We start from the raw sequence: 21,433 nt of genomic DNA on the forward strand, positions 1-21,433 counted from the left end.
TTTTACAACTGTTTAAGAGGAAGCCTTGGAATTATGCTCTAAAGTCGTTAAATATGCAAAAAAGAATTTTTAAACTCTGTGAGAGATAATGCGTTTTCCGCCTGATTTTCTTAATGAACTACGTAGCAGACTTCCAATTTCAACAGTGATTGGTCAACGGGTGGATTTTGATCCTCGAAAAAGTAAGCCTTCACGGGGAGATTTTTGGTGTTGTTGTCCATTTCATGGTGAGAAAACGCCCAGTTTTCATTGTGATGATCATAAAGGGCGTTATTATTGTTTTGGTTGTGGTGTAAGCGGAGATATTTTTACCTTCCTGTGCGAGCTTGATGGATTGCACTTTTCCGAAAGTGTCCAGCGTTTGGCTGATTTTGCAGGAATGAAACTCCCTATTTTGGATCCACAAAGTTATCAACGTCAAATAGAAAAAGCTGATCTTTATGATGTGATGAAAATTGCGACAGATTTTTTTCAATATCATTTACGCGATCAAGAAGGTGTGCAGGCACGTCGTTATCTGGAGGAACGTGGTGTTACGCAAAAGCTTATAGAGCGTTTTCGAATTGGTTTTGCACCGGTAAGGCGTACAGCTTTGAAAGAAGCTTTAAGTGCCCGTGGTATCTCAATAAAGCAAATGGAAGAATGTGGACTTCTCACAGCGTATGAGGAGAGGGCGGATTCTTATGATCGATTTAGAAATCGCATTATGTTTCCTATCGAAGATTTGCGCGGTCGTGTGGTGGCTTTCGGAGGGAGGGCGTTAGAGAAAGAGACACGCGCAAAATATCTTAACAGCCCTGAAACAGTGCTCTTTCATAAAGGCAATATACTTTACAATGCGGCATCGGCGCGCAAAAATAGTCGCTTTGTTGGCGATGAAAAAATTCATTCACTTCTGGTTGTTGAGGGGTATATGGATGTCATTGCATTGACTAAAGCCGGTTTTGAAGGAGTCGTAGCGCCCTTAGGGACAGCATTAACGGAAACGCAAATTGAGCTTTTATGGCAGATGGGCAAGGAGCCTATTTTGTGTTTTGATGGTGATGATGCTGGTTTAAAGGCTGCTTTTCGCGTTGCTGATCGGGTATTGCCTCTTTTAAAGGTTGGGGTTTGTGTCTGCTTTGTTTTGTTGCCACAAGGAAAAGATCCTGATGAAATTGTTCGTGCTGGTGGTGCGCCCCTTTTTTCTTCTTTTTTGCAAAAAGCCATTCCTTTGATTGAACTTTTATGGTGGAGGGCCACCTATGGAAAGAATTTTGAAACGCCAGAGACATGTGCGGCGCTTGAAAAACAACTCAAACAACAAATTTTTACGATTAAGGATGAAGATGTCCGTCGTTATTATTTGCGAGATATAAAGCAACGCCTTTTTGAGTTTTTTCGTCCCTCTTTTTCAAAAAAGAAGGGAGGAGGACGCTATGAAAAGACTTCACCCAATAGGATCTTTAAAGATCAATCCTTTTCTCTGTTAGAAAATTCTGAAATAGTACGAAATTCCTCGCAGGCTATTCCTTTACGTGAAGCTGTGATTTTACTCACTTTAGCTTACTATCCTGAGTTATGGCATGAAAATTTTGAAATTCTCTCTGAGTTAGAATTAAAAAATACACAATTGATGTATTTTCACCAAACGATGTTGGAAATTCTCGGGAATCAGCTGCTTCATGATAAAGAAACGATGGTTGCGTTCTTAGAAAAAAGAGGGCAAAAGGCTTTATTAGAGCGTATGAAACATCTTGTGCAGAATATTGGTATGCGTATTATCTTTGCTGGAGCTCCTATAAAAGATGCACGTGCTATATTAAAACAAGCTGTCTACTTGCATCTTCAGGAACACCACCTACATAAGAGGTTACAGGATATTGAAGAGCAACTTATAGAAAATCCTAAGAGTGAGGTTTTTGATCTGCTTCGGGAGATAAAAAGTGAGCTGGAGCAGATGCAGGCAACAGAAGCGTTAATTGAAGGGTTTGGAAGTTGGTTGGATGAAAAAATAGACGGGAACATACAAGATACGATAAAATGATTCGCTTTTTTAATGCGAATCAGTCACTTAAATTTTAGATGAGGAAGTGTATGTGGAGTGACATTTTCATAAAGATGACAATTGAATTTTAGAGTAAATTTTAGGAAAAGCGGGAAATTGGTTCTTACGATAGGGTACAGAGATTATCTCAGAAGGGCTGAGAGGTGTCGGGGAAACTTCTGGAGTTTTCCCGCGTTTTTGTCTGGATGGCAAGTTTGTCTGGATATTAAGGCGTATACAAAATGTATTCTTTCCAATAGTAATCTCTTAAAAGGAAGTATATATGAGAAACTGTTGGTTGATTTAAGTGAGAACAAAAAAAGCTGGTCACATGAAGACTATGGTTACATGGAAGCTATGAAGTGATCGAGTGGAGTTTATGGTATGGCAACAAAGGTTAAACAGAAAGATAATGCGGAAGTCACAAGCCAAGCGAGTTTGGATGGTCCTCTTCTTGATTTTTCTGATGATGCCATCAAGAAAATGATTAAACTTGCCAAAAAAAATGGTTACGTAACGATGGATGAACTCAATGCCGTTCTTCCTTCCGATGAGGTTACGTCCGAACAAATTGAAGATATCTTGGCGATGTTTTCTGAGATGGGGGTTAATGTTGTCGATGATGAGGATGAAGTTGAGTCTGAAAATTATGAAGACGAAGTTACGGTAGAGGGGGGAGACTTAGTAGAGGCCTCTAGCCACGCACTTGCAACGACAACAAATAAGCGCGAAGTAACAGATCGTACGGATGATCCGGTGCGTATGTATTTACGTGAAATGGGAGCTGTTGAGCTTCTTTCACGGGAGGGCGAAATTGCTATTGCTAAGCGTATTGAAGCAGGGCGTGAGACAATGATTGCCGGACTTTGTGAGAGTCCTTTGACTTTTCAGGCCCTGATTATCTGGCGTGATGAGTTAAAAGAACAGCGTATTCTTCTTCGTGAAATTATTGATCTTGAAACGACTTATGCTGGTCCAGAAGCAAAGCAGGCTCCTGTTATTGAGCGAAGTGAAGTTGATAAGATAAAAGAAGAAAAGGTGTCTTCTGCTATACGTAATATGGGGGAAAATGTAGGAGAAAGAAGCATTGAAGAAGATGATGAAGAAGACGATGATGATGTTAACTTATCTCTGGCAGCAATGGAAAATGAGCTTTGTCCTCAAGTTATGGAAACATTGGATTTTATTGCTCAAACCTATGTAAAATTACGCAAATTACAAGATCAGCATGTTGAAAGCAGTTTGGCAGAGCGTAAGGAGGGGGCTCTTACAGCTTCTCAAAAGAAAAAATATATTCAATTAAAGGGTGAGTTGATTCAAGCTGTGAAATCTCTCTCTTTGAACCAAAATCGTATCGAAGCTTTGGTTGAACAGCTTTATGACATCAATAAGAGATTGATTCATAATGAAGGTAAGCTGAAACGAATCGCGAACAGTTATGGGATTGGTCATGAAGATTTCTTAAGAGAATACCAAGGACGCGAATTGGATGCAGATTGGATGAATTATATTGCCGCTTTGCCTGCACCGGGTTGGAAAGAATTTTCAATGCGTGAAGCAAAAGAAATTCAGAAACTACGGAGTGAAATACAAAATCTCGCACAGGAAACGGCTATTTCAATTGGTGAATTTCGCCGGATTGTTATGCAGGTACAGAAAGGTGAACGCGAATCAACCATTGCAAAAAAAGAGATGGTCGAATCTAATTTACGTCTTGTCATTTCAATTGCAAAAAAATATACGAATCGTGGTTTGCAGTTTCTTGATCTTATTCAAGAAGGCAATATCGGTTTGATGAAGGCTGTGGATAAGTTTGAATATCGGCGCGGCTACAAATTTTCAACTTATGCCACATGGTGGATTCGTCAAGCCATTACACGTTCAATTGCGGATCAGGCACGCACTATTCGTATCCCTGTGCATATGATTGAGACAATTAATAAAATTGTTCGTACCTCACGTCAGATTCTCCATGAAATTGGACGAGAGCCAACACCAGAAGAATTATCTAGCAAGCTTTCTATGCCGTTAGAAAAAGTGCGAAAGGTTCTTAAAATTGCAAAAGAACCTATTTCACTGGAGACGCCTGTTGGTGATGAAGATGATTCTCATTTGGGTGATTTTATTGAGGATAGGAATGCATTATTACCTATTGATGCTGCTATCCAAGCGAATTTACGCGATACGACAACACGCGTTCTTGCTTCATTAACACCACGGGAAGAACGTGTTTTGCGGATGCGTTTTGGGATAGGGATGAATACAGATCACACCTTGGAAGAAGTGGGACAACAGTTCTCAGTTACAAGAGAACGTATTCGTCAGATTGAAGCAAAGGCACTTCGTAAATTGAAGCATCCTAGTCGCTCACGAAAATTACGCAGTTTTCTCGATTCTTAAATAAAGAATTGATGCATTCTAATCATTCCCCTTTTTTCTTCATAGAGGGGAAGATTTGTTACTGTGTACTTAGGTGTTTTTTTAAGAAAAATATGGGAAGACTTCGAATAATCTAGAAAATTTACGATATTTAACGTTTTTCGTAGCTTCGAGACTTTGTGCTTCTCTGTTTCAAAAAAACAGACATAGGGCAAAGAGTGGGTATGGAGCAGAGAGGTGAGGGAGGCTCAGTCAAGAAATGAACGATAAAATATTCTTTTCCCTAGAGCAGTTCGTTTTTTAAAAGATAGGATATCTCAAGACTACACTATAGTGCAGTGAGTTGAAGCTTTTTAAGAGACAGTAATAGATGAAATTATAAAAATTAAATTTTTAATTTTTTATCAATCGTCTTCATTAAAAAAGGTGTGCTTAAGTTTATGAGTGGAGAACTTCCTTTTTGGAAAGTAAAAAAATTAGAAGAGCTTTCCTTCTCTGAGTGGGAAAGCCTTTGTGATGGCTGTGGTCGTTGTTGTCTCCACAAAGTTGAGGATGATGATACGGGTGATTTGTATGCAACTAGTATTGCTTGTCGTCTTTTAGATGGGAAAACTTGCCAGTGTCGAGACTATGTTCATCGTAAATCAATTGTACCAGATTGTATATCGTTAGACATTACAACAGTTAAAACGGCGCGTTGGCTTCCAGAAAGTTGTGCTTATAAATTAATTTATGAAGGAAAAGATCTCCCATGGTGGCATCCATTGGTATCAGGAGATTGTCAGACGGTGCATAAAGCACACATTTCTGCACGTGGATACATAGAAATCTACGAAGATGAATTATCATCTGAAGAAAATTATCTCACTCATATTACTGGTCTTCTCTGTGAAGGCCAGTGATATGAGCGTTTTATACAATGCTTGGTGATTTAATCGATCGCAAAGACGACGGTGACACTCACATTATAATTTAATTCACCCCCTGCAAAATTTGTATCTGCGTAGCTTGCATCTGCTGCTCTACTCATGAGACGTGGGGTTGGATGATAGTAATCATCTCTTTCATTGATCTCAATAATTTTTCCTAATTTTAAATCAGCCGCTTGTGCTATTGTTTGCGCTTTTTCAATGGCTTCAGTAATGGCTTTTTTACGTGCTTCTTGATAAAATGGCTTCGTATCTGCATTGGTGAAAGTAATGCCGTTCACTGAATTAATCCCCAGAGCCATCGCTTGATCAAAGATTTTACCAGCATTGCTAAGATCACGAATGCGTACAGTTAAAGAATTTGAAACGTGATAGAGTTTTTCATTATTCTTTTTTTCCTGTGATGACTGATAAATAGATAAACCTGATGTTTGCAAATCATTTGCTTGGATGCCATTATTTTTAAAAGCTTTTATAATATCATTGATCGATTGATTATTGGACGCTAATGCTTTCTGAGCTGTTTTGTCATGGGTAACAACGGCAAGATTAATAATTGCCATATCCGGTGCAGCTTGACTTTCTCCGATTGCAGTCACTGTAATCGTTGCATCTCTTTTGTTTTCTTCAGCATAAGCATGGACAACAGTCAATGAAGTGGCTAAGAGTGTGAATGTTAATATAGCTATTTTAACCAAAGAACTCTTCAGTAGTTGAATTTTCTTTTCTATCATATCTATTCCTTTACATTTATCATGACGACTCTCTCATTTTTGAGAGTTCTTGTAAAGAAATTAGGGCATTAGAAAAAAAACCAATAGAAAAGAGAAAAAGATGGGTTATAATCTCGGTCAGCTCTTGTATCATGGAGCATTTTAGTTTAGAGAGAGACCACCTATATGGGGCCTGTAGCTCAATTGGTTAGAGCCAGCGGCTCATAACCGCTTGGTTGGGGGTTCGAGTCCCTCCGGGCCCACCAATAGGAAATTGTCCAAGAGAAAAATGAATAGCTGAGTGAAAGTTTGAGGATTCTGCATCCTTCATTCTTTTGATTTATTTCTCTGTTTGTTCTCAATTCTTTTGTCATTTTTTGTTGCAATGTTTTTCTATAAATCATTTTAATATATAAAGTGATGATATAATTTTCAGGCTCATTAAAAAAATGCTTTGATTTGCGGCATTAGTGCATCTGGATTAAATTTAATATGTATTGCTGTTTGCATTCTTATTTTTACCATTGTGCATTTTCTGCTTCATGCTCAAATTACAGTTTTTATGTCATTCAATTGAAGTCACGAGGTTTTTTTTGATTTTACGCTCATAAACTATTGGCTGTATTTCCTAAACCTTATCTTTTTTATTGCTAAATTTTTTTCGTATTGATTGTAAAAAGAGTTTTTTCTTTTCTACAAAATGACTGGCAAGGGAAGTGATTTTTTTTGGAAAAATTTAAAAGTCATGATTTTTTATTGATGTGAGAGAATTTCTTCCTTGTTGTAAATCGATATACAATTTACCTATGGAGATCATGGGTGATGATTCATTTTATTTTTTTTAACATCGCCATTTTTATTCATGATAGAGAATCAGTATTTAAAGAGTGTTTTTAGAGGGGAGTTTGCCTTGTCAATGTGTTACAGGGTTTTAGGGGACGCGGCTATTTATAAGGACTTATTCCTATAACATTGTTATATTCTTGCTTTGTAATATTGTTAAAAAAATATAGGTGGTGCTAGTTAGAATAAAATTTTGATATATTATCTCTTTTGAAATAAGCCTTTTCGTGTTCTCTTATAAAGAGTTCAGGGATATTTTCACATTAATTTGTTATTGGTTCGAATCAAAAGATTTGCGTAACATTATTCGCGTTGTTGATAGATCATACCAATTTTCATAAGAAGGTCTGGATCAAGCGATGCTTTCTTTTTCACCATGGTACATAACTCATAGAACTTTATCTGATTTTATAAAATAAGTTTGTACACAATTGCTTCCATACTGCCTATTGCAAATATTTTTTTCTAAGGTATGAGATATGTTTAAACGCTTTAGCGTTATATAGTTTGACAATATGGAGTGTGACTATGAAGAATGATGAAAAGTTTGAGGCGGTTTTATCGGATATTATTGTGAAATGGGAGTCTTTATCGACGTCTCAAAAGCAAGCGATATTGGATAGAGTGGAAAATTCTACAACTGCTTCTCATTCAACAGAACATTTAAAGCTTCAATCTTCTTTTTATCTCCCGACGAAATCAAAGCTATAAGTTTTAAGTCTTCATCAGAGATGTTGAAGCCAGTTATAACGTATATGGCACTAGCATTTCCGAGTGTGTTTAGAATCGCCATAAGTTTATCGACTGAAGGTCTTTTTCCTCCTTTTATCATTTGTTGGACATAGTTTTGTCCACAGCCTGCTGCTCTGCTTATTTCGATCATTGTCCGTCCGTCACTTTTTATTAATTCAATTAAGCGTTGGAACCAATCTTTTTCAGTCTTTGTCATTTTTAGACCTTTACACATTTACGCTATAGCGTTAATATTGCATCGCGAATCCAGAATACATGATACAAGGAGCGTGAAAATATCCATGTGTAGCTCTTCGCTAATGAAGCATATAGAGTTGTTTTTAACTAATAACAAAATGTCCCCATACACTTTTAGATTCGAATCAATAAAAATGGTTCCTTAGTTCCACGGTTGTGAAGAAATCAGCGCGTATACCAGAAACGGTGATACGCACGCGTGTGTTCATAAGATTTCGCTGTGATAGTATACGTAGCAGCATTATAAATCAAGATATACCCCAACATCAGCATTTGTAAAAATTCTGTGTTAAGCCGGTATATGAGCATATAACGAAGCTTTACAGCCTTAAGAGACAAGATCGTGATTGGAGAAAAAAAACATAAATTCATAGGTTTTAAACGCCTATTTCTCTTTTATTGTCATAAATTAGGTCACTATCAGCTGGTGTGTGCATTAAAAAACTTTGGAAAGATCAAAAAAAATGATTTTGGTGTTTTTATAGAATACAAAAATAATTTTGGGCACGAAGGTGGTTGTTTGATGGAATGGGATACACGTCACCAATGCTCCTATGAAGATGAGGGTGCTTTTGACGATACGACGGTTTATCATAAAGTTTGTGTTTTTGAGGATATTTTTGTTTATGATAATGCGCTAATATATGGTTGTCTTGGGGGACAAGAATTTGCATGTTTATGAGAGGGGAGAACTTTATTGTCATTTGAATATAAATGGAGAGGCATGTTTTTTCACTAATGTAGTTGTTTTTAGCTAAATTTTGAATGCTCAATATATTGAAGTTTTTAGGGATACTGGTGATTATAGAAAGATTTGTGGGAAGGTAAAAGATTACAGAAAAGCTGTGTTTTGTGACATCGAAGATTTTTGTAATAATGAAAGAATTCCCACATACAGCCATATTCCACATAGCGTAAAAGAGGAAGATAGGAGTGTTTCAGAGAAGACATGTATTGATTTTATTACGTCGTTCATTTTGTTGGAAGTTCCTTATTTTTTATATTTTTGATCAATAAATATGTCGCAAATAATTGGTGTAAGCGTGTGGATTTAGCCGCTTTCAGAGTATTTTGCGTTATTTATCATTATCTTAATGGAGAAAATACGAATACCGAGAGTGATTATTCGCACTTGGAGTATGGAGTTTATTAGCTTCTTTTTTGATGGAGGATGAAACAAAACAAATTGTTTAAGATGATCACTTGAGCGGCAATGAGAGGAGATCAAAATGAGTTTAAACGAGATTTTATTGGGAGCAATAATTATTATTTTGTTGTTCTGCGGGATTATATTCCGGTTTTCTTTATATTATCGTAGTCAAATTAAAGCTCTAAAAGAGGAATCCAGAAGGATAAAGCATGAATTTTTAAAGGATTCTATGAAGATGACTGAAGAACGAAATAGAACTCTTAGAGAGCAGAATATGGTGATTAAAAGACGCGATCAAGCAATTGAAAAACTGAAAAAACAAATTAAGCAATATGAAGAAAACGAAAAGAAATATCAAAAAGTGTTTAAATCTGAAGATGATAAAGAGTGATTGTATTCATATTTTGTATCGAACTTATGCATTAAAAGATTTGGAGATGTGTTAGAAAGATTGGAAATAATGAGAAAGAAATAGGCTTGTATGAAGTCCATAATGGTTGCTTGTGGAGAGGTTGTCTTGGAAGAGAATATTCAAGCTTACTCTGATCTATAATTCATAAAATCGTTAAAGTTGACAGAAAGGTCATTGTGACAAAATAAAAGTTTATAATGATGTCCCAGTTTATAGCTATGCTAAAGTATTAAAAAGGGGATCTATGCAATTCAGCTATTGTTGTGGTGATTTATATTATTGTAAAAAAAATTGCGCGTTCCTTTTAGATTTTAGGTATAATGTTGCGATATTATTCAAGGAATAGGCATAAAAAATTGCATCATAATAGAAAGAGATATTTGATAAAGACGAAGGGCATAAGTCAGTTATGATGATCTGATATAAAATAGGACGATGGACGCAAATGATATTGATAGCTAGGAAAGCACTCACATTCCTAATCTATAATCTATTTCTCTTCATGGGCGTTTGTTCTATAAAGAGACACAAGGCTTGAGGGATTTTCTTCTTGATAGATGCTACTAAAATCCAATTATCTTTGAATATAAACATACAGCTTGCGAAAAATAACGCAAAAAAATCCTCTTCATTGAGAAAAAATCAACCCCCTTTTATTCATTACAAAAATGTAACCAAAAATCTCATTATACAAATCAAACTCTTAATCTTAATGGTAAAGAACGTTAAGATTGCAGTTCTTTAATAAGAGCTTTATGGGTAATTTCTTTGATTTGCTCAATATTCATTAAGATATCTTGTTTCGTTGGATATCCTTTACTCGAAAAAGCAATTTTTTGTGCATCTCCTGAGATTAAACGCCAGTACCATTGATTGTGAACTCCTTGAAACACCTCAAAATACATGTTTCTCACCTCATAAAATAGCTGATAATTTTCAGGATAAATACTCAACTAACCCATTTACGAATACTAATGTATGTCTCTATAGGAAGTCGTCAATATATTCCCCTTAAATTTTCTGACCTAAAAAGTAATTTCTATGAGAGCTACTATTCTTTTAACGAGAAAAAATTTCTTGTCAATAAGATCTGAATGAGAATTTTATACTATAAAATCATTTTTTTAATTTAATGACACTATATGTCTATTTACAATACAAATATTTTTCTTTTACAGAAGTAAATTTTATAAAGCATACAAACCGCCACCCGTATAGAGAAAGATTTTTTTCCTCTCTCTATACGGGTGGCGGTTAATCATTTCTTGTTTTTTCTTTTGAAATAAACGCTTATTGATTAGCGATAACTTCTTTTTGGGACACGCTTCGAATGAGTAAATCAATGAATAAGCTGAGGGTATAAGAATTAGCCATTTTGGCTTTCATATCGATCAGAGATGTTGCAGTTTTAGGGTTAAGGCCATTTGATAAACCTTGTCTTGACAAATATTGCTGCAATTTTTCATAAGAGCTGTCGATTTTTTCTTGATTGAGTTTTTCATTACGATCACTATTGGCAAGTGTTTCTTCTAGTCCCTCAATTTTTTTAATAAAATAATTCCAGTCAAAATCACCTTTTGTATATTCTGCGTCAAACATTTTTCCTTGTCCGGTTAAAAGCCAATTAATATTGACACCATATAATGTGCGGTATGTTTGTAAGACACTAAGATTGGGTTCTCTTTCTCCACGCTCATAAAAAGCAATGGAATTTTTTGTCATGCTAAAACTTTTAGCTAAGGTCTCACGTGATGGATCGCCTAAAGCAAGACGTACATAACGTAAACGTTTTCCAAATATAGTTTTTGATTCAGTTTCAGGACGTGCCACGAATTATCTCCCTCAGTAAATCATCATGGTATAAATTATTAAATAATAAAAGCACACTATGTATTAATATTCTATGACATAATGTCAATATTTATCGTTTTAATTTTTCTTTATTTTTTTATTTTAACGGATAAAAAACAATCTCTCAACTCTATTGTATTGACGATTAATATTCATTTTAAAACAAAATTCTCTGTTTACTGCATTTATCTCTTGCTTTTTTTGAGAAAATTTTCATGTAACTTTACCATGTATATTCTATACACCTCTGCATTAGGAGATGCAACTTTAAAGAAATACAAGCTTTTGATTTGCACTATGTATGTGCTGTAGGTGGATTAGAAAATAAACTTTGAGGAATGATCATGGCCCTACTACGTTATTTTGGGTTTGCTTTTTTTTTCACGATTATTGGTGTCTTTTTAGGAGGGGCTATTGGTTGGTTTGAAACGGGAAGCATGACTGGTTTTCTTAAATATTTTTTTATTTGCTGTGTTTTAGGGGTTTTGGAAATTTCTTTATCCTTTGATAATTCTATTATCAATGCACGTGTTCTTGGTAGAATGAATCTGTTATGGCGTCGCCGTTTTCTTATATGGGGTATTTTGATCGCTGTATTTGGGATGCGGATTGTTTTTCCGTTGTTGGTGGTGGTTGTGGCTGTTGGGATTAATCCAATTGCTGCAGTTCAATTAGCAATAGGGGAACCTCATCGATATGCAGAAGTTTTAATCGATGCGCATATGGGAATTGCCGCTTTTGGAGGAACTTTCCTTATGATGGTTGGCTTAAAATATTTTTTTGATTCAGAAAAAGAGGTCCATTGGCTTAATGCTATAGAGAGATCTGCTCAAAAGTTTGGGGCGCTTGTGGGGGGTGATATTGCAATTGTTTTGATTTTGATCTTATTCGTGTCAGGGCAGATTGGTGCGGAAGATAAAGTCACTTTTTTATTAGCAGCCCTTTATGGGCTTTTGACTTTTATCGCTGTTGAAGCTGTCGGTCATCTCTTGGATGCTCCTAAGAAGACTTTGACGACAGTGACTCAAGGGGGAGTAGGGGCATTTCTTTATTTAGAAGTGCTCGATGCGAGTTTTTCTTTTGATGGTGTGGTTGGTGCTTTTGCTTTTTCACACAACCTTTTTATTATCGCAATTGGTCTTGGGATCGGTGCATTTTACGTTCGTTCTATGACAATTATGTTGGTCGAATCAGGGACATTGTTGCATTATCGTTATTTGGAGCATGGTGCTTTTTATGCAATTTTAGTTCTTGCCGTGATTATGTATCTGCAAACGATTATATCGGTTCCTGAAGTTTTAACAGGACTTGTGGGAGTCTGTATTATTGGAATGGCATTATATTCTTCGATTCGTTTTAAGCGTCGTCAATTGGATAAACATGTTGCGTCTTAAGTCATTAAAACTTCATGCTTTTGTTTATCGCATATTCTTAATAGAAGAGATCTTTCATGCAAAACAAAATGCCATTGTCTTTCTTATTGGAGTCCTTATTTTAAAGCTGAATCGATGGTATGATTCTTCCCGTGAAGGGAATAATGTAAAATTTCTTGGAGCGCTTTGACTTAAATACAAGGTGCAAATGGGCATTATGCTTTTTATTCGCTTTCAGTACGACGACAGCTTTTGTCTTTAACGATGCATAAGAAGCATTTTTGCTGCTTTTCTAGTTTCTCACTTAAATATGCAAAAAAATAATTTATTTCTTATTCATCAATACCTTGTAATATATTTCGAGAATACAATATTTTAGGAGACCATTAACAATTCGATACCAGCTTTGTTCATTGTTTTAAGCATCGTGTTTAGGGATTCGTTTACATCAATACCAGCGCAGGCATTTAATGAAACACTGACTTTAAAACCACATTGTATGGCGTGAAGAGCAGAAAATCCAACACAAAAGTCTGTTGCTAAGCCACACATAACGAGCTTGGTAAAACCATGTTCTTTGAGATAAACTTGTAAACCTGTTGGTGTTTTTTGATCATTTTCAAGAAAGGCAGAATAACTATCCATTTTTTGATTATAGCCTTTTCTAAGGATAAGTTGTGCCTTTTCCACTCTGAGAGATGGATGAAATTCTGCTCCTTGGGTTCCTTGTATGCAATGATCAGGCCAAAGTATTTGCGGACCATAGTCAAGATTGATGGTATCATAGGGCTTTTTTTCAGGATAGCAGGAAGCAAAGCTGCAATGATTTTTGGGGTGCCAGTCTTGGGTTAAGATAATGTGGTCAAAATGATTGATGAGATTATTGACGGCGGGTAAAATAGCATCACCTTGTGGTACTGCGAGTGCTCCACTGGGTAAGAAGTCATTTTGAACATCAATGACGAGTAAGGCTTTTTTTTCCATAAATATATTCCTATAGAAGATGAGCTTTTATCGTATTTTTAAAAAGCTATATTTCGTCTTGAAGTTTTGAAATGACTTGCTGAATATTGATCTTATTTTTATAATTATCAAGCCAAAAGAGGGGGATAGATAAGTTTTTACAATTCATTTTATAGTTTTTTACGAAGTGTAACCACGTACCAATGGGAAGTGCACTGTCGTTATTTGTTGCGACATGTTGACGTAAAGCTTTCATGATCATTGGGCTTGGGACGTCAGATCCCATAAGGCGGCGGTCGCTTTGTAAACGTAATTTAAGCCACATCAAGGCAAGGGGCGAAGTCCATTGTTTTCCGTAACAAAAAATCGATGAAAAAAGGGAAGGGTTTTTTACTGCGTAATATAAAGCCCATAAAGCAAAAAAAGAAGGTGCATAGAGAATTGCTTTTCTTTCTGGTTCCAGATTACACTGATAGGTTGGTTTAATACGGTAAAAATACACTGTTATCTCTGGTATGGAAAAGAGGGGCAATGTTTGATAACATGTTTCAGGTACCGCTAAAAAAATTTGCTTTTTGCTTCGTGAGAGGATGTTTTTTTGCATTTAGAACCATACTGGGGCTTGTGAGATGAGAAAAAATGTACCAATATTAAGGCGAAAAGCTTTTGAGATGATGTAAGCTCTATTTACTGTACAGTTTCAAAAAGCGAAAGCAGTTTTTTCAAAATCCTAATCTTTAATATCGCACAATATAAAAAGAAATTTATATAAAGAGAAATTTATGGCACGTCAATTTATCTACCATATGGCTGGGCTCAACAAATCTTACGGCAATAAAAAAATTTTAGAAAATATTCATTTGTCTTTTTATCCAGATGCAAAGATCGGTATTTTAGGGCCAAATGGTGCAGGTAAATCGACTATTTTACGGATCATGGCTGGGCTCGATAAGGAATATACGGGAGAAGCGTGGCTTTCTGAAGGAGCACGTTGTGGCTATCTACCACAAGAACCTGTACTTGATGCAAGCAAAGATGTGCGTGGCAATGTGATGGAAGGTGTTGCAGATAAACAGGCCATTCTTGAGCGTTATAACGAATTGATGATGAATTATAGCGAGGAAACGGCTGATGAAAGTGCAAAGCTGCAGGATATTATTGATAGTCAGAATCTTTGGGATTTAGAAAGTCAAGTGGAAATGGCAATGGCTGCTCTTGGTTGTCCACCAGCTAAGGGGGATGTGACAAAACTTTCGGGTGGTGAAAAGCGGCGTGTGGCGCTTTGCAAATTGCTTTTGTCAAAACCTGATTTGTTGCTTTTGGATGAACCGACAAACCATTTAGATGCTGAAACGACAGCTTGGCTTGAAAGGCATCTGCGTCAATATCCTGGCGCCGTGCTTTTGATAACCCATGATCGTTATTTTCTCGACAATGTCACGGGGTGGATTTTGGAGTTAGATCGCGGTAAAGGTATCCCTTATGAGGGCAACTATTCCGCTTATTTGGGGGCTAAAGCTAAGCGTTTGGCTCAAGAAGGGCGTGAAGAGGCTGCGCGTCAACGTGCTTTATCGCGTGAAAAAGAATGGATTGCTTCTAGTCCAAAAGGGCGACAAGCAAAGTCAAAGGCGCGGATTAAAGCTTATGATGAGTTGGTTCAGGCAGCACATGAGCGCCGTCCTGGAGAGGCGCAAATCATTATTCCTATAGGAGAAAGATTAGGACAGGTTGTCATTGAAGTTGATCATCTCTCTAAAGCTTATGGCGAGCGTGTGTTGATTGATTCTCTCTCTTTTAAGCTTCCTGCTGGGGGCATTGTCGGTGTTATTGGGGCTAATGGTATGGGAAAGTCGACCTTGTTTAAAATGTTGACAGGACAAGAACAGCCCGATTCAGGTCAAATACGGATTGGTGAAACAGTTAACATGAGTTATGTGGATCAGAGTCGCGATTCCTTGGCAGGGGATAAAACTGTTTGGGAGGAGATTTCTGGTGGAAATGACATTATTAAGTTAGGCAAATATGAGATGAATAGTCGTGCTTATTGTGGGGCTTTTAATTTCAAGGGGGCTGATCAACAGCAGAAGGTGGTAAATTTATCAGGAGGTCAGCGCAATCGCGTCCATTTGGCAAAACTTCTAAAAGAGGGGGGGAATGTGCTTCTTCTTGATGAACCGACAAATGATCTTGATACTGAAACATTGGGTGCATTGGAAGATGCTTTGGAAAATTTTGCTGGTTGTGCAGTGATCATATCGCATGATCGTATGTTTCTTGATCGATTGGCAACGCATATTTTAGCCTTTGAAGGTGATGGTCATGTGGAATGGTTTGAAGGAAATTTTGCTGAATATGAGGCTGATAAAGTTCGCCGTCTTGGGGCTGAATCCCTTAACCCTAAACACACAAATTATAAGCCTCTTACACGCTAGAATTTCTTATCTTATTGGAACTTTATTGAAAAAATAGTGTGTTTTTGTATTTATGACTTCATCAATAAAGTCGTGTGTCTTGCGTGGAGGTTTTTATTCATTGGAGAGAGGAGAGACCCTTTATGAGTCCATGGTGTAAATAAAGTCATTCTCTTCGTGATATAGCTGTCCTTGCTTGTAAAATGGCCATGAAGAGGGAGAATCTTTTTATGGAAAATGCCATTCTATAAATGTTCAGGTCGTTGAGCTTAAGTCTTACTTAAAAAGCGACAAGCTAAACCGTTCTATTATTTATTTTCCCTCCATGTTGGATCATTTTTGTTTTGAAATAGCTATAAGAGGCATTTCATTTACCTTTATGTTTTTTTATCCATAGGTCGCCGTTTCTGAGGGGCAAGAGAATGGTTTTGTTTGATTTACCATGAAATAGGTTTGAAATGAAAAAAATTACGCTACTTTAGTTTTTTATTTAGGTTGTAAATTATGGATTACTATTATAAATCAATATATTATAATTTCTTTTGGGCAATTGGATAAGATTTGTTCATCTTTTACAGGGGCCTATTTTTTTCATAGTATGATGAAATAGCGGGAACGAAATATATAAGAATATGCGTATTATGCTTGACTTTTGTCCCTATAAACAAATCTTTATAGGAATGTTTAAGGGGTAGTTATGAAAAAAAGTACAAGTTTAGATGCAATGATTGTACTGCTGAAAGCGGTTACAGAAGTGAGCCATTTACGTGTTCTCAGACTCTTAAATCATGAAGATTTAACAATTCCTGATTTTATTTTTATTCTTGATCAGTCGCAAGCGTGTATATCACGACATTTGTGTTTATTGTACGAAGCACGATTGATTGAGCGTTATCAGAAGGGAGGTTGTCTTTATTTTAAGCTTTGTCATGATTTTTGGAGTAAAGATATTGTGATGAGCATTCTTTCGGCTTTGCCAAAGCATGATATGTTGTTAGCGCACGATTTAGAACGTTTGAAGAATGTCAAAAAGCAGCGTCAAAAAACGAGGAAGAAACATTTCTTACAAAATACGTCGCAATGGGATGTCTTGCGATCGTCCTATGTGGCAGATCAAGGTGTGGAAAATGCTTTACTTAAAATCGTGGGTGATAAGCCATTTCAGACGATGCTGAGTATTGGGATGGGGGGAGATTCTCTCTTAAAATTGTTTTCAGATCTTTATACGCATGCGGTTGAAGTTGTGCTTGATCGTGATGTTTTGCATTTGCCTGTTGGAGAGACAACTTTTGATTTAGTTATTCTTCATTGGGTTTTACATTTTCTTGAAAACCCTGAAGTGGTTCTTCATAAGATATCAGGTGTTTTGCGTCCTCATGGGCGTTTATTGATTGTGGATTTTTGTTATCATAAAGTCCAGTCTTCACATTCTGATCAAGCGCCTATGCATTTTGGATTTTCGGCTTCACAAATAGAACAATGGCTTAAAAATGCGGGACTTGTTTTAGAGCAAACCATTTGTCTTACGCCTATACAAAATAAAAACAGTGAGGCGTGTGTGGTGACAATTTGGCTTGCTCGTGATCCGCGTTTATTGGTTGATGATATTCAAGATAAACAAATCGATTTTGCATAAATCACGTTTGTTAATGTGCAGTATTCTCCGGTTTCCTAAATAACATATAGGGATGCGTTGGCTATTGTAAGGTAGTTTATCGTTATTGGGAATGATTATAGGGTATGATTCGAAATAAATACCTTCAGAGGTTTCATTTTTTCGTAAGCTGTTTCAATTCTTTATTGATGTTGTTGCGTAAGAGATTTTACAATATTTTTAAAGGATCATTTTCAGAAATTTTCATGAAGATAGATAAGATTTTTTCTCTAATTTATTGTTTTTATTTAAATAATTCATCTGTTCTTTTGAACAGGTGTTTCTGCTTTTATTGTATAAGGCTTAAAGACGACGTTTTTCTTTTGTGGTGATCGCTGCTGGGCTAGTGATTCTGCTGATTCTATTTTTTATAGGGCGAATATATACAGATTACTTATTTTTTAATGATGATCATCAGGGTTGTAAAAGAAATTATTATAAAAATTATAATGGTTGTAGATTCTGATTGACGCCTATTGAAATAAAATTGCTTCAAATTGGGTCATTTTGAATTTTTTTTGCCTAAATTTCACCATTTTTAAACAATTTATAATTCTTTTGTGTTTTTTTTCGTAGAAGATAATAAGAATTTCTTGTTGTTTAAAGCATTTTATTCCATAGCAAGAATATTGCATCGGCTCTCTTAGTGGTTGATGCGAGAAGACGATCGGGGAACCTCCTCCCCCCCCCCCGCGTGGATCCCCTAGATTGTCTGGCCTGACTGAGGATTTCCTCAGTCAGGTTTTTTTGTAAATTGTTTTTAGGGCTTGGTAAGGTGTTTCTAGGGGCCTTAAAAGGTGTAAAATTTATTATTACGTAGCATGTAGTCTTAGGGGGATAAGAGTTCGTTGAGTGGTTCGTGTTATCGTGTTCATTTTCAATAATGAGAGTTTTTCTTTATTGAAAAGTCGTTGAATGCTATAAAGAGAATCTGTGTTTGATTCTGTAATCTTTAGGTAAGAGATAATGGGATTTTTCTCCAGTCGTATTGCTTTCATTTTATTTATGTTTTTTATTTTTGGTGTGAGCATTTTTGCTTCTCGCAGTGTTGTGAGTCATAAGTTTTTTTCCGGCTACGTATCTTCTTCTTCTTCTCAGCAGGTTGAGGTAACAGAGGCGTTATTGCTAGAGAGATGGGCGATGGCTTTTCCAGATGTTATTGAGCGCCTTTCTAAGATGAGTCCTCAGCAGCAAGAGCTGTTTATTGAGCAAGTACGTCGCGATGCGGTTTCATTTGCTTCTGAAAGTGGTCAGAGTCGTGAAGAGGCCTACAAGTTTGGCGAAACTGTCGCTATGGCTCTCTTAAAAGCGATGTCTCGTCCTTCCATTGCTAATGCTTATTTTTAATTATTTTTTTAATCATGCTTTTGGATTTGATTTTAAGGGGTAGAGCTTTTTGTTACGTTTTGAAAAGCACGAGGGAAATAATCAGAACATAAGGAAAAGGTTGCGATCATTACAAGAGTGATCGCAAGTTTATTGAGGGCACTTCAGGTTAGCTGCATCAATGACAAAGGAATAAAAAATAGCTTATATTTTTTAGAAAAGCAAAGATATGAATTGTTATAACAAAACATGTTAAGCGGATTTTAGGATGTTTATTCGTTGGTATGATTTGTAAAGATAAGGTGCAAGACTGATAAGATGCCAATCTGGAATTAAGTAAAAAATATTTAGATGAGGAGGAGAGGTCTCTTTTCCTTCAGAAGTCTTTGAGAGTGTAGCATTTTCGAGAAGTAAAAAACAAATAAAAGTGATCGTTAAGCTCTGTTATAGCAACAAAGAGGGTTATAATTTTTTCTAGCATATCGTTTTATAATTGTTATTTATCCTTTTACATGTGAAGTGAAAATCTCGAATATTTTGGAATTCTCTTGTTTTCAATCTGTTAAGAAATCAAAATCAGTTTTTTTATACAACACAAAGCGGGGGGCTTTTGTGGATAAAAACCCTTTTTAGAAAGAAGTAAAAAGCTTCTTTGAGTTATCTCAAAGACCAAAAGCTGTTGCCATATTTTGAATTGATAAAGAGTATGAAGGTTTTGGTATATTTATGAGCTTTTTATGCACGATGCTGGGGTGAGAGATTGGTTTTGGTTAATGGTTTATTGACGATAAAGAGTGTTGCGGTCATTCATTGGCGCGTGAGAAGCATGGATAACGGTTTTTATTTTTTGTGAAACTTGTGCGATATCGAGGATCTTCAGTAAAGATGATTCTGTCTCTATTTCTTTGTGGAATTGATCTCAATAAAGAATTTGCTCATTGTCTGTAAAAAAATATTATGCCTATTTAAATTGCTATTTTTGTTCTATAAAAATTGAGCGATACAATAGCAATAACAGAAATGGATAGAGTATATCATTTTATTGAATATTCTATAAGATTAAATATAGTCTCTTTATTTTTTTTATTTTATAATATAGGAAATCTATAATTTGTGCATAAAGAGATTTTCTTTTGTTGCAGAATTTTATCTTGAAATTGTCTTAGTATTTCCTTTTTAAAGCCGTTCTTTTGCTTTCTTTTTTTGTACAATACGCTCGCAAATTATTTGCGGATAGAATTTGAGAATGTTGTGAAGAGAAAGAAAATGCAATTTTTGAAAATCTTGTTAAATACAGCGTGTGCTGTATTTTTTGTATTTGATATAAGCTGGACTCATAGTGCTTTAAATTTTGCAGAATCAAAAGAAGGCTCAGTGATTGTTGCTTCTAAGACACCTGCTCGTCCTTATGAGTTTCTTATTCAGAAACTTGCAACTAAGCATAATGTTCCCGTTAATTTAGCACATGCTGTTGTAAAAGTTGAAAGTAATTATAAGGCGGGCATAAAAGGGGCGGCGGGCGAAATAGGTTTGATGCAAATAAAACCCTCTACGGCACGAGGCTTGGGCTTTAGTGGTTCTGTAAAAGATTTGTACGATCCTGCAACCAATCTTGAATATGGTATGCGTTATTTAGCACGGGCCTATAAACTCAGCGGAGGAAGTACGTGTGGTACAATCCTTAAATATAACGCAGGTCATGCAGCAAAAAAAATGAATTCCATTTCGGCGAAATATTGCGCAAAAGTGAAAATGTATTTGGCTTCATTAAAATAAAAACGTCTTTTGAAAGGGATTGGCTATAAAATATTTTAAGATGCTATTTTCACGGAGCAAAAAATGTTTTATAAGTTAGTGCGTCAGTCGGCTGGGCAGCCGCGCTTGTCCAATACTGAAAAGCGGCAGGTGAGGAAAGTCCGGGCTCCATGGAAAGACGGTGCCGGGTAACACCCGGCGGGGGTGACCCTAGGGAAAGTGCCACAGAAAGTAAACCGCCTATTTTTATAGGTAAGGGTGAAAGGGTGGAGTAAGAGCCCACCGCGCATTCAGTAATGAATGTGGCAAGGTAAACCCCACCGGGAGCAAGACCAAATAGAAATGACGTGCAAGATTTAATTTGCAGCCGATTTCCGGGCGAGTCATTCGGGTAGGTTGCACGAGGCGGGTGGTAACATCCGTCCTAGATGAATGGTTGCCATGTAAAGTACAAGCTTTACTATACAGAACCCGGCTTATAGGCCGACTGATATTTCATGATGATCTGCGATATTTGATAAGATCAATGACATATAGGCTTTTATGAAGTCTGTGTTTGAAATGGATACTTGAATAAAGAGCATTTAAAAAAAATTATAACATTTCTTTAAGTATAATACGTTAGGATGTGTTTTGGGATAGCTTTAACTTTTTTCGT

General features: G+C 36.3%; 18 protein-coding genes, 1 tRNA gene and 1 other RNA gene. 14 read left to right on the forward strand and 6 right to left on the reverse strand.

What is annotated here, in order from left to right; translation table 11 throughout:
* Positions 1–88 precede the first annotated feature (88 nt).
* From dnaG to PVV70_RS05795, 3 genes are all read left to right on the forward strand, one after another.
* Positions 89–2,026 carry a DNA primase gene (gene dnaG, locus PVV70_RS05785; protein WP_273758325.1) on the forward strand — a complete coding sequence of 646 codons (1,938 nt, stop codon included), beginning with the start codon at positions 89–91 and terminating at the stop codon, positions 2,024–2,026.
* A gap of 384 nt (positions 2,027–2,410) precedes the next feature.
* Positions 2,411–4,426, forward strand: a complete 2,016-nt coding sequence (gene rpoD, locus PVV70_RS05790) for an RNA polymerase sigma factor RpoD (protein ID WP_273758326.1) — start codon at positions 2,411–2,413, stop codon at positions 4,424–4,426.
* A gap of 419 nt (positions 4,427–4,845) precedes the next feature.
* Entirely contained in the window at positions 4,846–5,307 is a 462-nt protein-coding gene (locus tag PVV70_RS05795; RefSeq protein ID WP_273758327.1) for a YcgN family cysteine cluster protein, read from the forward strand.
* A 29-nt stretch (positions 5,308–5,336) separates the two neighbouring features.
* Here PVV70_RS05795 and PVV70_RS05800 read toward each other — a convergent pair whose 3' ends face one another.
* Positions 5,337–6,068 (reverse strand): SIMPL domain-containing protein, encoded by a 732-nt coding sequence (locus PVV70_RS05800; RefSeq protein ID WP_273758328.1) that lies wholly within the window; start codon positions 6,066–6,068, stop codon positions 5,337–5,339.
* A gap of 168 nt (positions 6,069–6,236) precedes the next feature.
* Between PVV70_RS05800 and PVV70_RS05805 the strand changes: the two genes are divergently transcribed.
* Together PVV70_RS05805 and PVV70_RS05810 are read left to right on the forward strand one after the other, a co-directional pair.
* Positions 6,237–6,313: transfer RNA gene (locus PVV70_RS05805), tRNA-Ile, on the forward strand.
* 1,105 nt (positions 6,314–7,418) lie between these two features.
* Complete coding sequence (locus PVV70_RS05810; protein ID WP_273758329.1) at positions 7,419–7,601, forward strand: hypothetical protein; 183 nt, start codon at positions 7,419–7,421, stop codon at positions 7,599–7,601.
* On the opposite strand, the gene PVV70_RS05815 is transcribed toward PVV70_RS05810, so the two are convergent.
* Entirely contained in the window at positions 7,525–7,839 is a 315-nt protein-coding gene (locus tag PVV70_RS05815) for a helix-turn-helix domain-containing protein (RefSeq protein ID WP_005773173.1), read from the reverse strand. The genes PVV70_RS05810 and PVV70_RS05815 overlap by 77 nt on opposite strands.
* A gap of 384 nt (positions 7,840–8,223) precedes the next feature.
* Between PVV70_RS05815 and PVV70_RS05820 the strand changes: the two genes are divergently transcribed.
* Together PVV70_RS05820 and PVV70_RS05825 are read left to right on the forward strand one after the other, a co-directional pair.
* A complete protein-coding gene (locus PVV70_RS05820; protein WP_273758330.1) occupies positions 8,224–8,562 on the forward strand; it encodes a hypothetical protein in 339 nt (112 codons plus the stop codon).
* A 547-nt stretch (positions 8,563–9,109) separates the two neighbouring features.
* Positions 9,110–9,421, forward strand: coding sequence for a hypothetical protein (locus PVV70_RS05825; protein WP_273758331.1), 312 nt, complete (start codon positions 9,110–9,112; stop codon positions 9,419–9,421).
* A gap of 746 nt (positions 9,422–10,167) precedes the next feature.
* On the opposite strand, the gene PVV70_RS05830 is transcribed toward PVV70_RS05825, so the two are convergent.
* Complete coding sequence (locus tag PVV70_RS05830) at positions 10,168–10,347, reverse strand: YegP family protein (protein ID WP_139413477.1); 180 nt, start codon at positions 10,345–10,347, stop codon at positions 10,168–10,170.
* 385 nt (positions 10,348–10,732) lie between these two features.
* On the reverse strand, positions 10,733–11,272 hold the full coding sequence (locus PVV70_RS05835) for a helix-turn-helix domain-containing protein (RefSeq protein WP_005773177.1): 540 nt from the start codon (positions 11,270–11,272) through the stop codon (positions 10,733–10,735).
* A gap of 365 nt (positions 11,273–11,637) precedes the next feature.
* On the opposite strand from PVV70_RS05835, the gene PVV70_RS05840 reads away from it, so the two are divergent.
* Both PVV70_RS05840 and PVV70_RS05845 read left to right on the forward strand, forming a co-directional pair.
* Positions 11,638–12,687, forward strand: a complete 1,050-nt coding sequence (locus PVV70_RS05840) for a DUF475 domain-containing protein (protein WP_273758333.1) — start codon at positions 11,638–11,640, stop codon at positions 12,685–12,687.
* Positions 12,674–12,856: a hypothetical protein gene (locus PVV70_RS05845; RefSeq protein WP_273758334.1), complete on the forward strand. Its 183-nt coding sequence runs from the start codon at positions 12,674–12,676 to the stop codon at positions 12,854–12,856. Before PVV70_RS05840 ends, PVV70_RS05845 begins: the two co-directional genes overlap by 14 nt.
* Before the next feature lie 185 nt (positions 12,857–13,041).
* On the opposite strand, the gene pncA is transcribed toward PVV70_RS05845, so the two are convergent.
* Together pncA and PVV70_RS05855 are read right to left on the reverse strand one after the other, a co-directional pair.
* A complete protein-coding gene (gene pncA / locus PVV70_RS05850) occupies positions 13,042–13,650 on the reverse strand; it encodes a bifunctional nicotinamidase/pyrazinamidase (RefSeq protein WP_273758335.1) in 609 nt (202 codons plus the stop codon).
* A gap of 46 nt (positions 13,651–13,696) precedes the next feature.
* Positions 13,697–14,233, reverse strand: a complete 537-nt coding sequence (locus PVV70_RS05855; RefSeq protein WP_273758336.1) for a hypothetical protein — start codon at positions 14,231–14,233, stop codon at positions 13,697–13,699.
* Positions 14,234–14,411: 178 nt separating this feature from the next.
* On the opposite strand from PVV70_RS05855, the gene ettA reads away from it, so the two are divergent.
* The 5 genes from ettA to rnpB all read left to right on the forward strand — a co-directional run bounded on the left by ettA (position 14,412) and on the right by rnpB (position 21,270).
* Entirely contained in the window at positions 14,412–16,061 is a 1,650-nt protein-coding gene (gene ettA, locus PVV70_RS05860; RefSeq protein WP_273758337.1) for an energy-dependent translational throttle protein EttA, read from the forward strand.
* Between the two features lie 676 nt (positions 16,062–16,737).
* On the forward strand, positions 16,738–17,676 hold the full coding sequence (locus tag PVV70_RS05865) for a methyltransferase domain-containing protein (protein WP_273758338.1): 939 nt from the start codon (positions 16,738–16,740) through the stop codon (positions 17,674–17,676).
* A gap of 984 nt (positions 17,677–18,660) precedes the next feature.
* A complete protein-coding gene (locus tag PVV70_RS05870; RefSeq protein WP_273758339.1) occupies positions 18,661–19,041 on the forward strand; it encodes a hypothetical protein in 381 nt (126 codons plus the stop codon).
* A gap of 1,245 nt (positions 19,042–20,286) precedes the next feature.
* Positions 20,287–20,796, forward strand: a complete 510-nt coding sequence (locus tag PVV70_RS05875; protein ID WP_273758340.1) for a lytic transglycosylase domain-containing protein — start codon at positions 20,287–20,289, stop codon at positions 20,794–20,796.
* Positions 20,797–20,879: 83 nt separating this feature from the next.
* Positions 20,880–21,270, forward strand: an RNA gene (gene rnpB / locus PVV70_RS05880) — RNase P RNA component class A.
* The last annotated feature ends 163 nt before the right edge of the window (positions 21,271–21,433 follow it).

This window comes from Bartonella sp. AU55XJBT, from assembly GCF_028618525.1.

Coding starts and splice junctions, on each gene's coding strand:
- PVV70_RS05840 (WP_273758333.1), top strand. CDS start 11,638: ATGGCCCTACTACGTTATTTTGGGTTTGCTTTTTTTTTCACGATTATT.
- PVV70_RS05845 (WP_273758334.1), top strand. CDS start 12,674: ATGTTGCGTCTTAAGTCATTAAAACTTCATGCTTTTGTTTATCGCATA.
- ettA (WP_273758337.1), top strand. CDS start 14,412: ATGGCACGTCAATTTATCTACCATATGGCTGGGCTCAACAAATCTTAC.
- PVV70_RS05875 (WP_273758340.1), top strand. CDS start 20,287: ATGCAATTTTTGAAAATCTTGTTAAATACAGCGTGTGCTGTATTTTTT.
- dnaG (WP_273758325.1), top strand. CDS start 89: ATGCGTTTTCCGCCTGATTTTCTTAATGAACTACGTAGCAGACTTCCA.
- PVV70_RS05810 (WP_273758329.1), top strand. CDS start 7,419: ATGAAGAATGATGAAAAGTTTGAGGCGGTTTTATCGGATATTATTGTG.
- rpoD (WP_273758326.1), top strand. CDS start 2,411: ATGGCAACAAAGGTTAAACAGAAAGATAATGCGGAAGTCACAAGCCAA.
- pncA (WP_273758335.1), bottom strand. CDS start 13,650: ATGGAAAAAAAAGCCTTACTCGTCATTGATGTTCAAAATGACTTCTTA.
- PVV70_RS05870 (WP_273758339.1), top strand. CDS start 18,661: ATGGGATTTTTCTCCAGTCGTATTGCTTTCATTTTATTTATGTTTTTT.
- PVV70_RS05800 (WP_273758328.1), bottom strand. CDS start 6,068: ATGATAGAAAAGAAAATTCAACTACTGAAGAGTTCTTTGGTTAAAATA.
- PVV70_RS05865 (WP_273758338.1), top strand. CDS start 16,738: ATGAAAAAAAGTACAAGTTTAGATGCAATGATTGTACTGCTGAAAGCG.
- PVV70_RS05815 (WP_005773173.1), bottom strand. CDS start 7,839: ATGACAAAGACTGAAAAAGATTGGTTCCAACGCTTAATTGAATTAATA.
- PVV70_RS05795 (WP_273758327.1), top strand. CDS start 4,846: ATGAGTGGAGAACTTCCTTTTTGGAAAGTAAAAAAATTAGAAGAGCTT.
- PVV70_RS05855 (WP_273758336.1), bottom strand. CDS start 14,233: ATGCAAAAAAACATCCTCTCACGAAGCAAAAAGCAAATTTTTTTAGCG.
- PVV70_RS05830 (WP_139413477.1), bottom strand. CDS start 10,347: ATGTATTTTGAGGTGTTTCAAGGAGTTCACAATCAATGGTACTGGCGT.
- PVV70_RS05825 (WP_273758331.1), top strand. CDS start 9,110: ATGAGTTTAAACGAGATTTTATTGGGAGCAATAATTATTATTTTGTTG.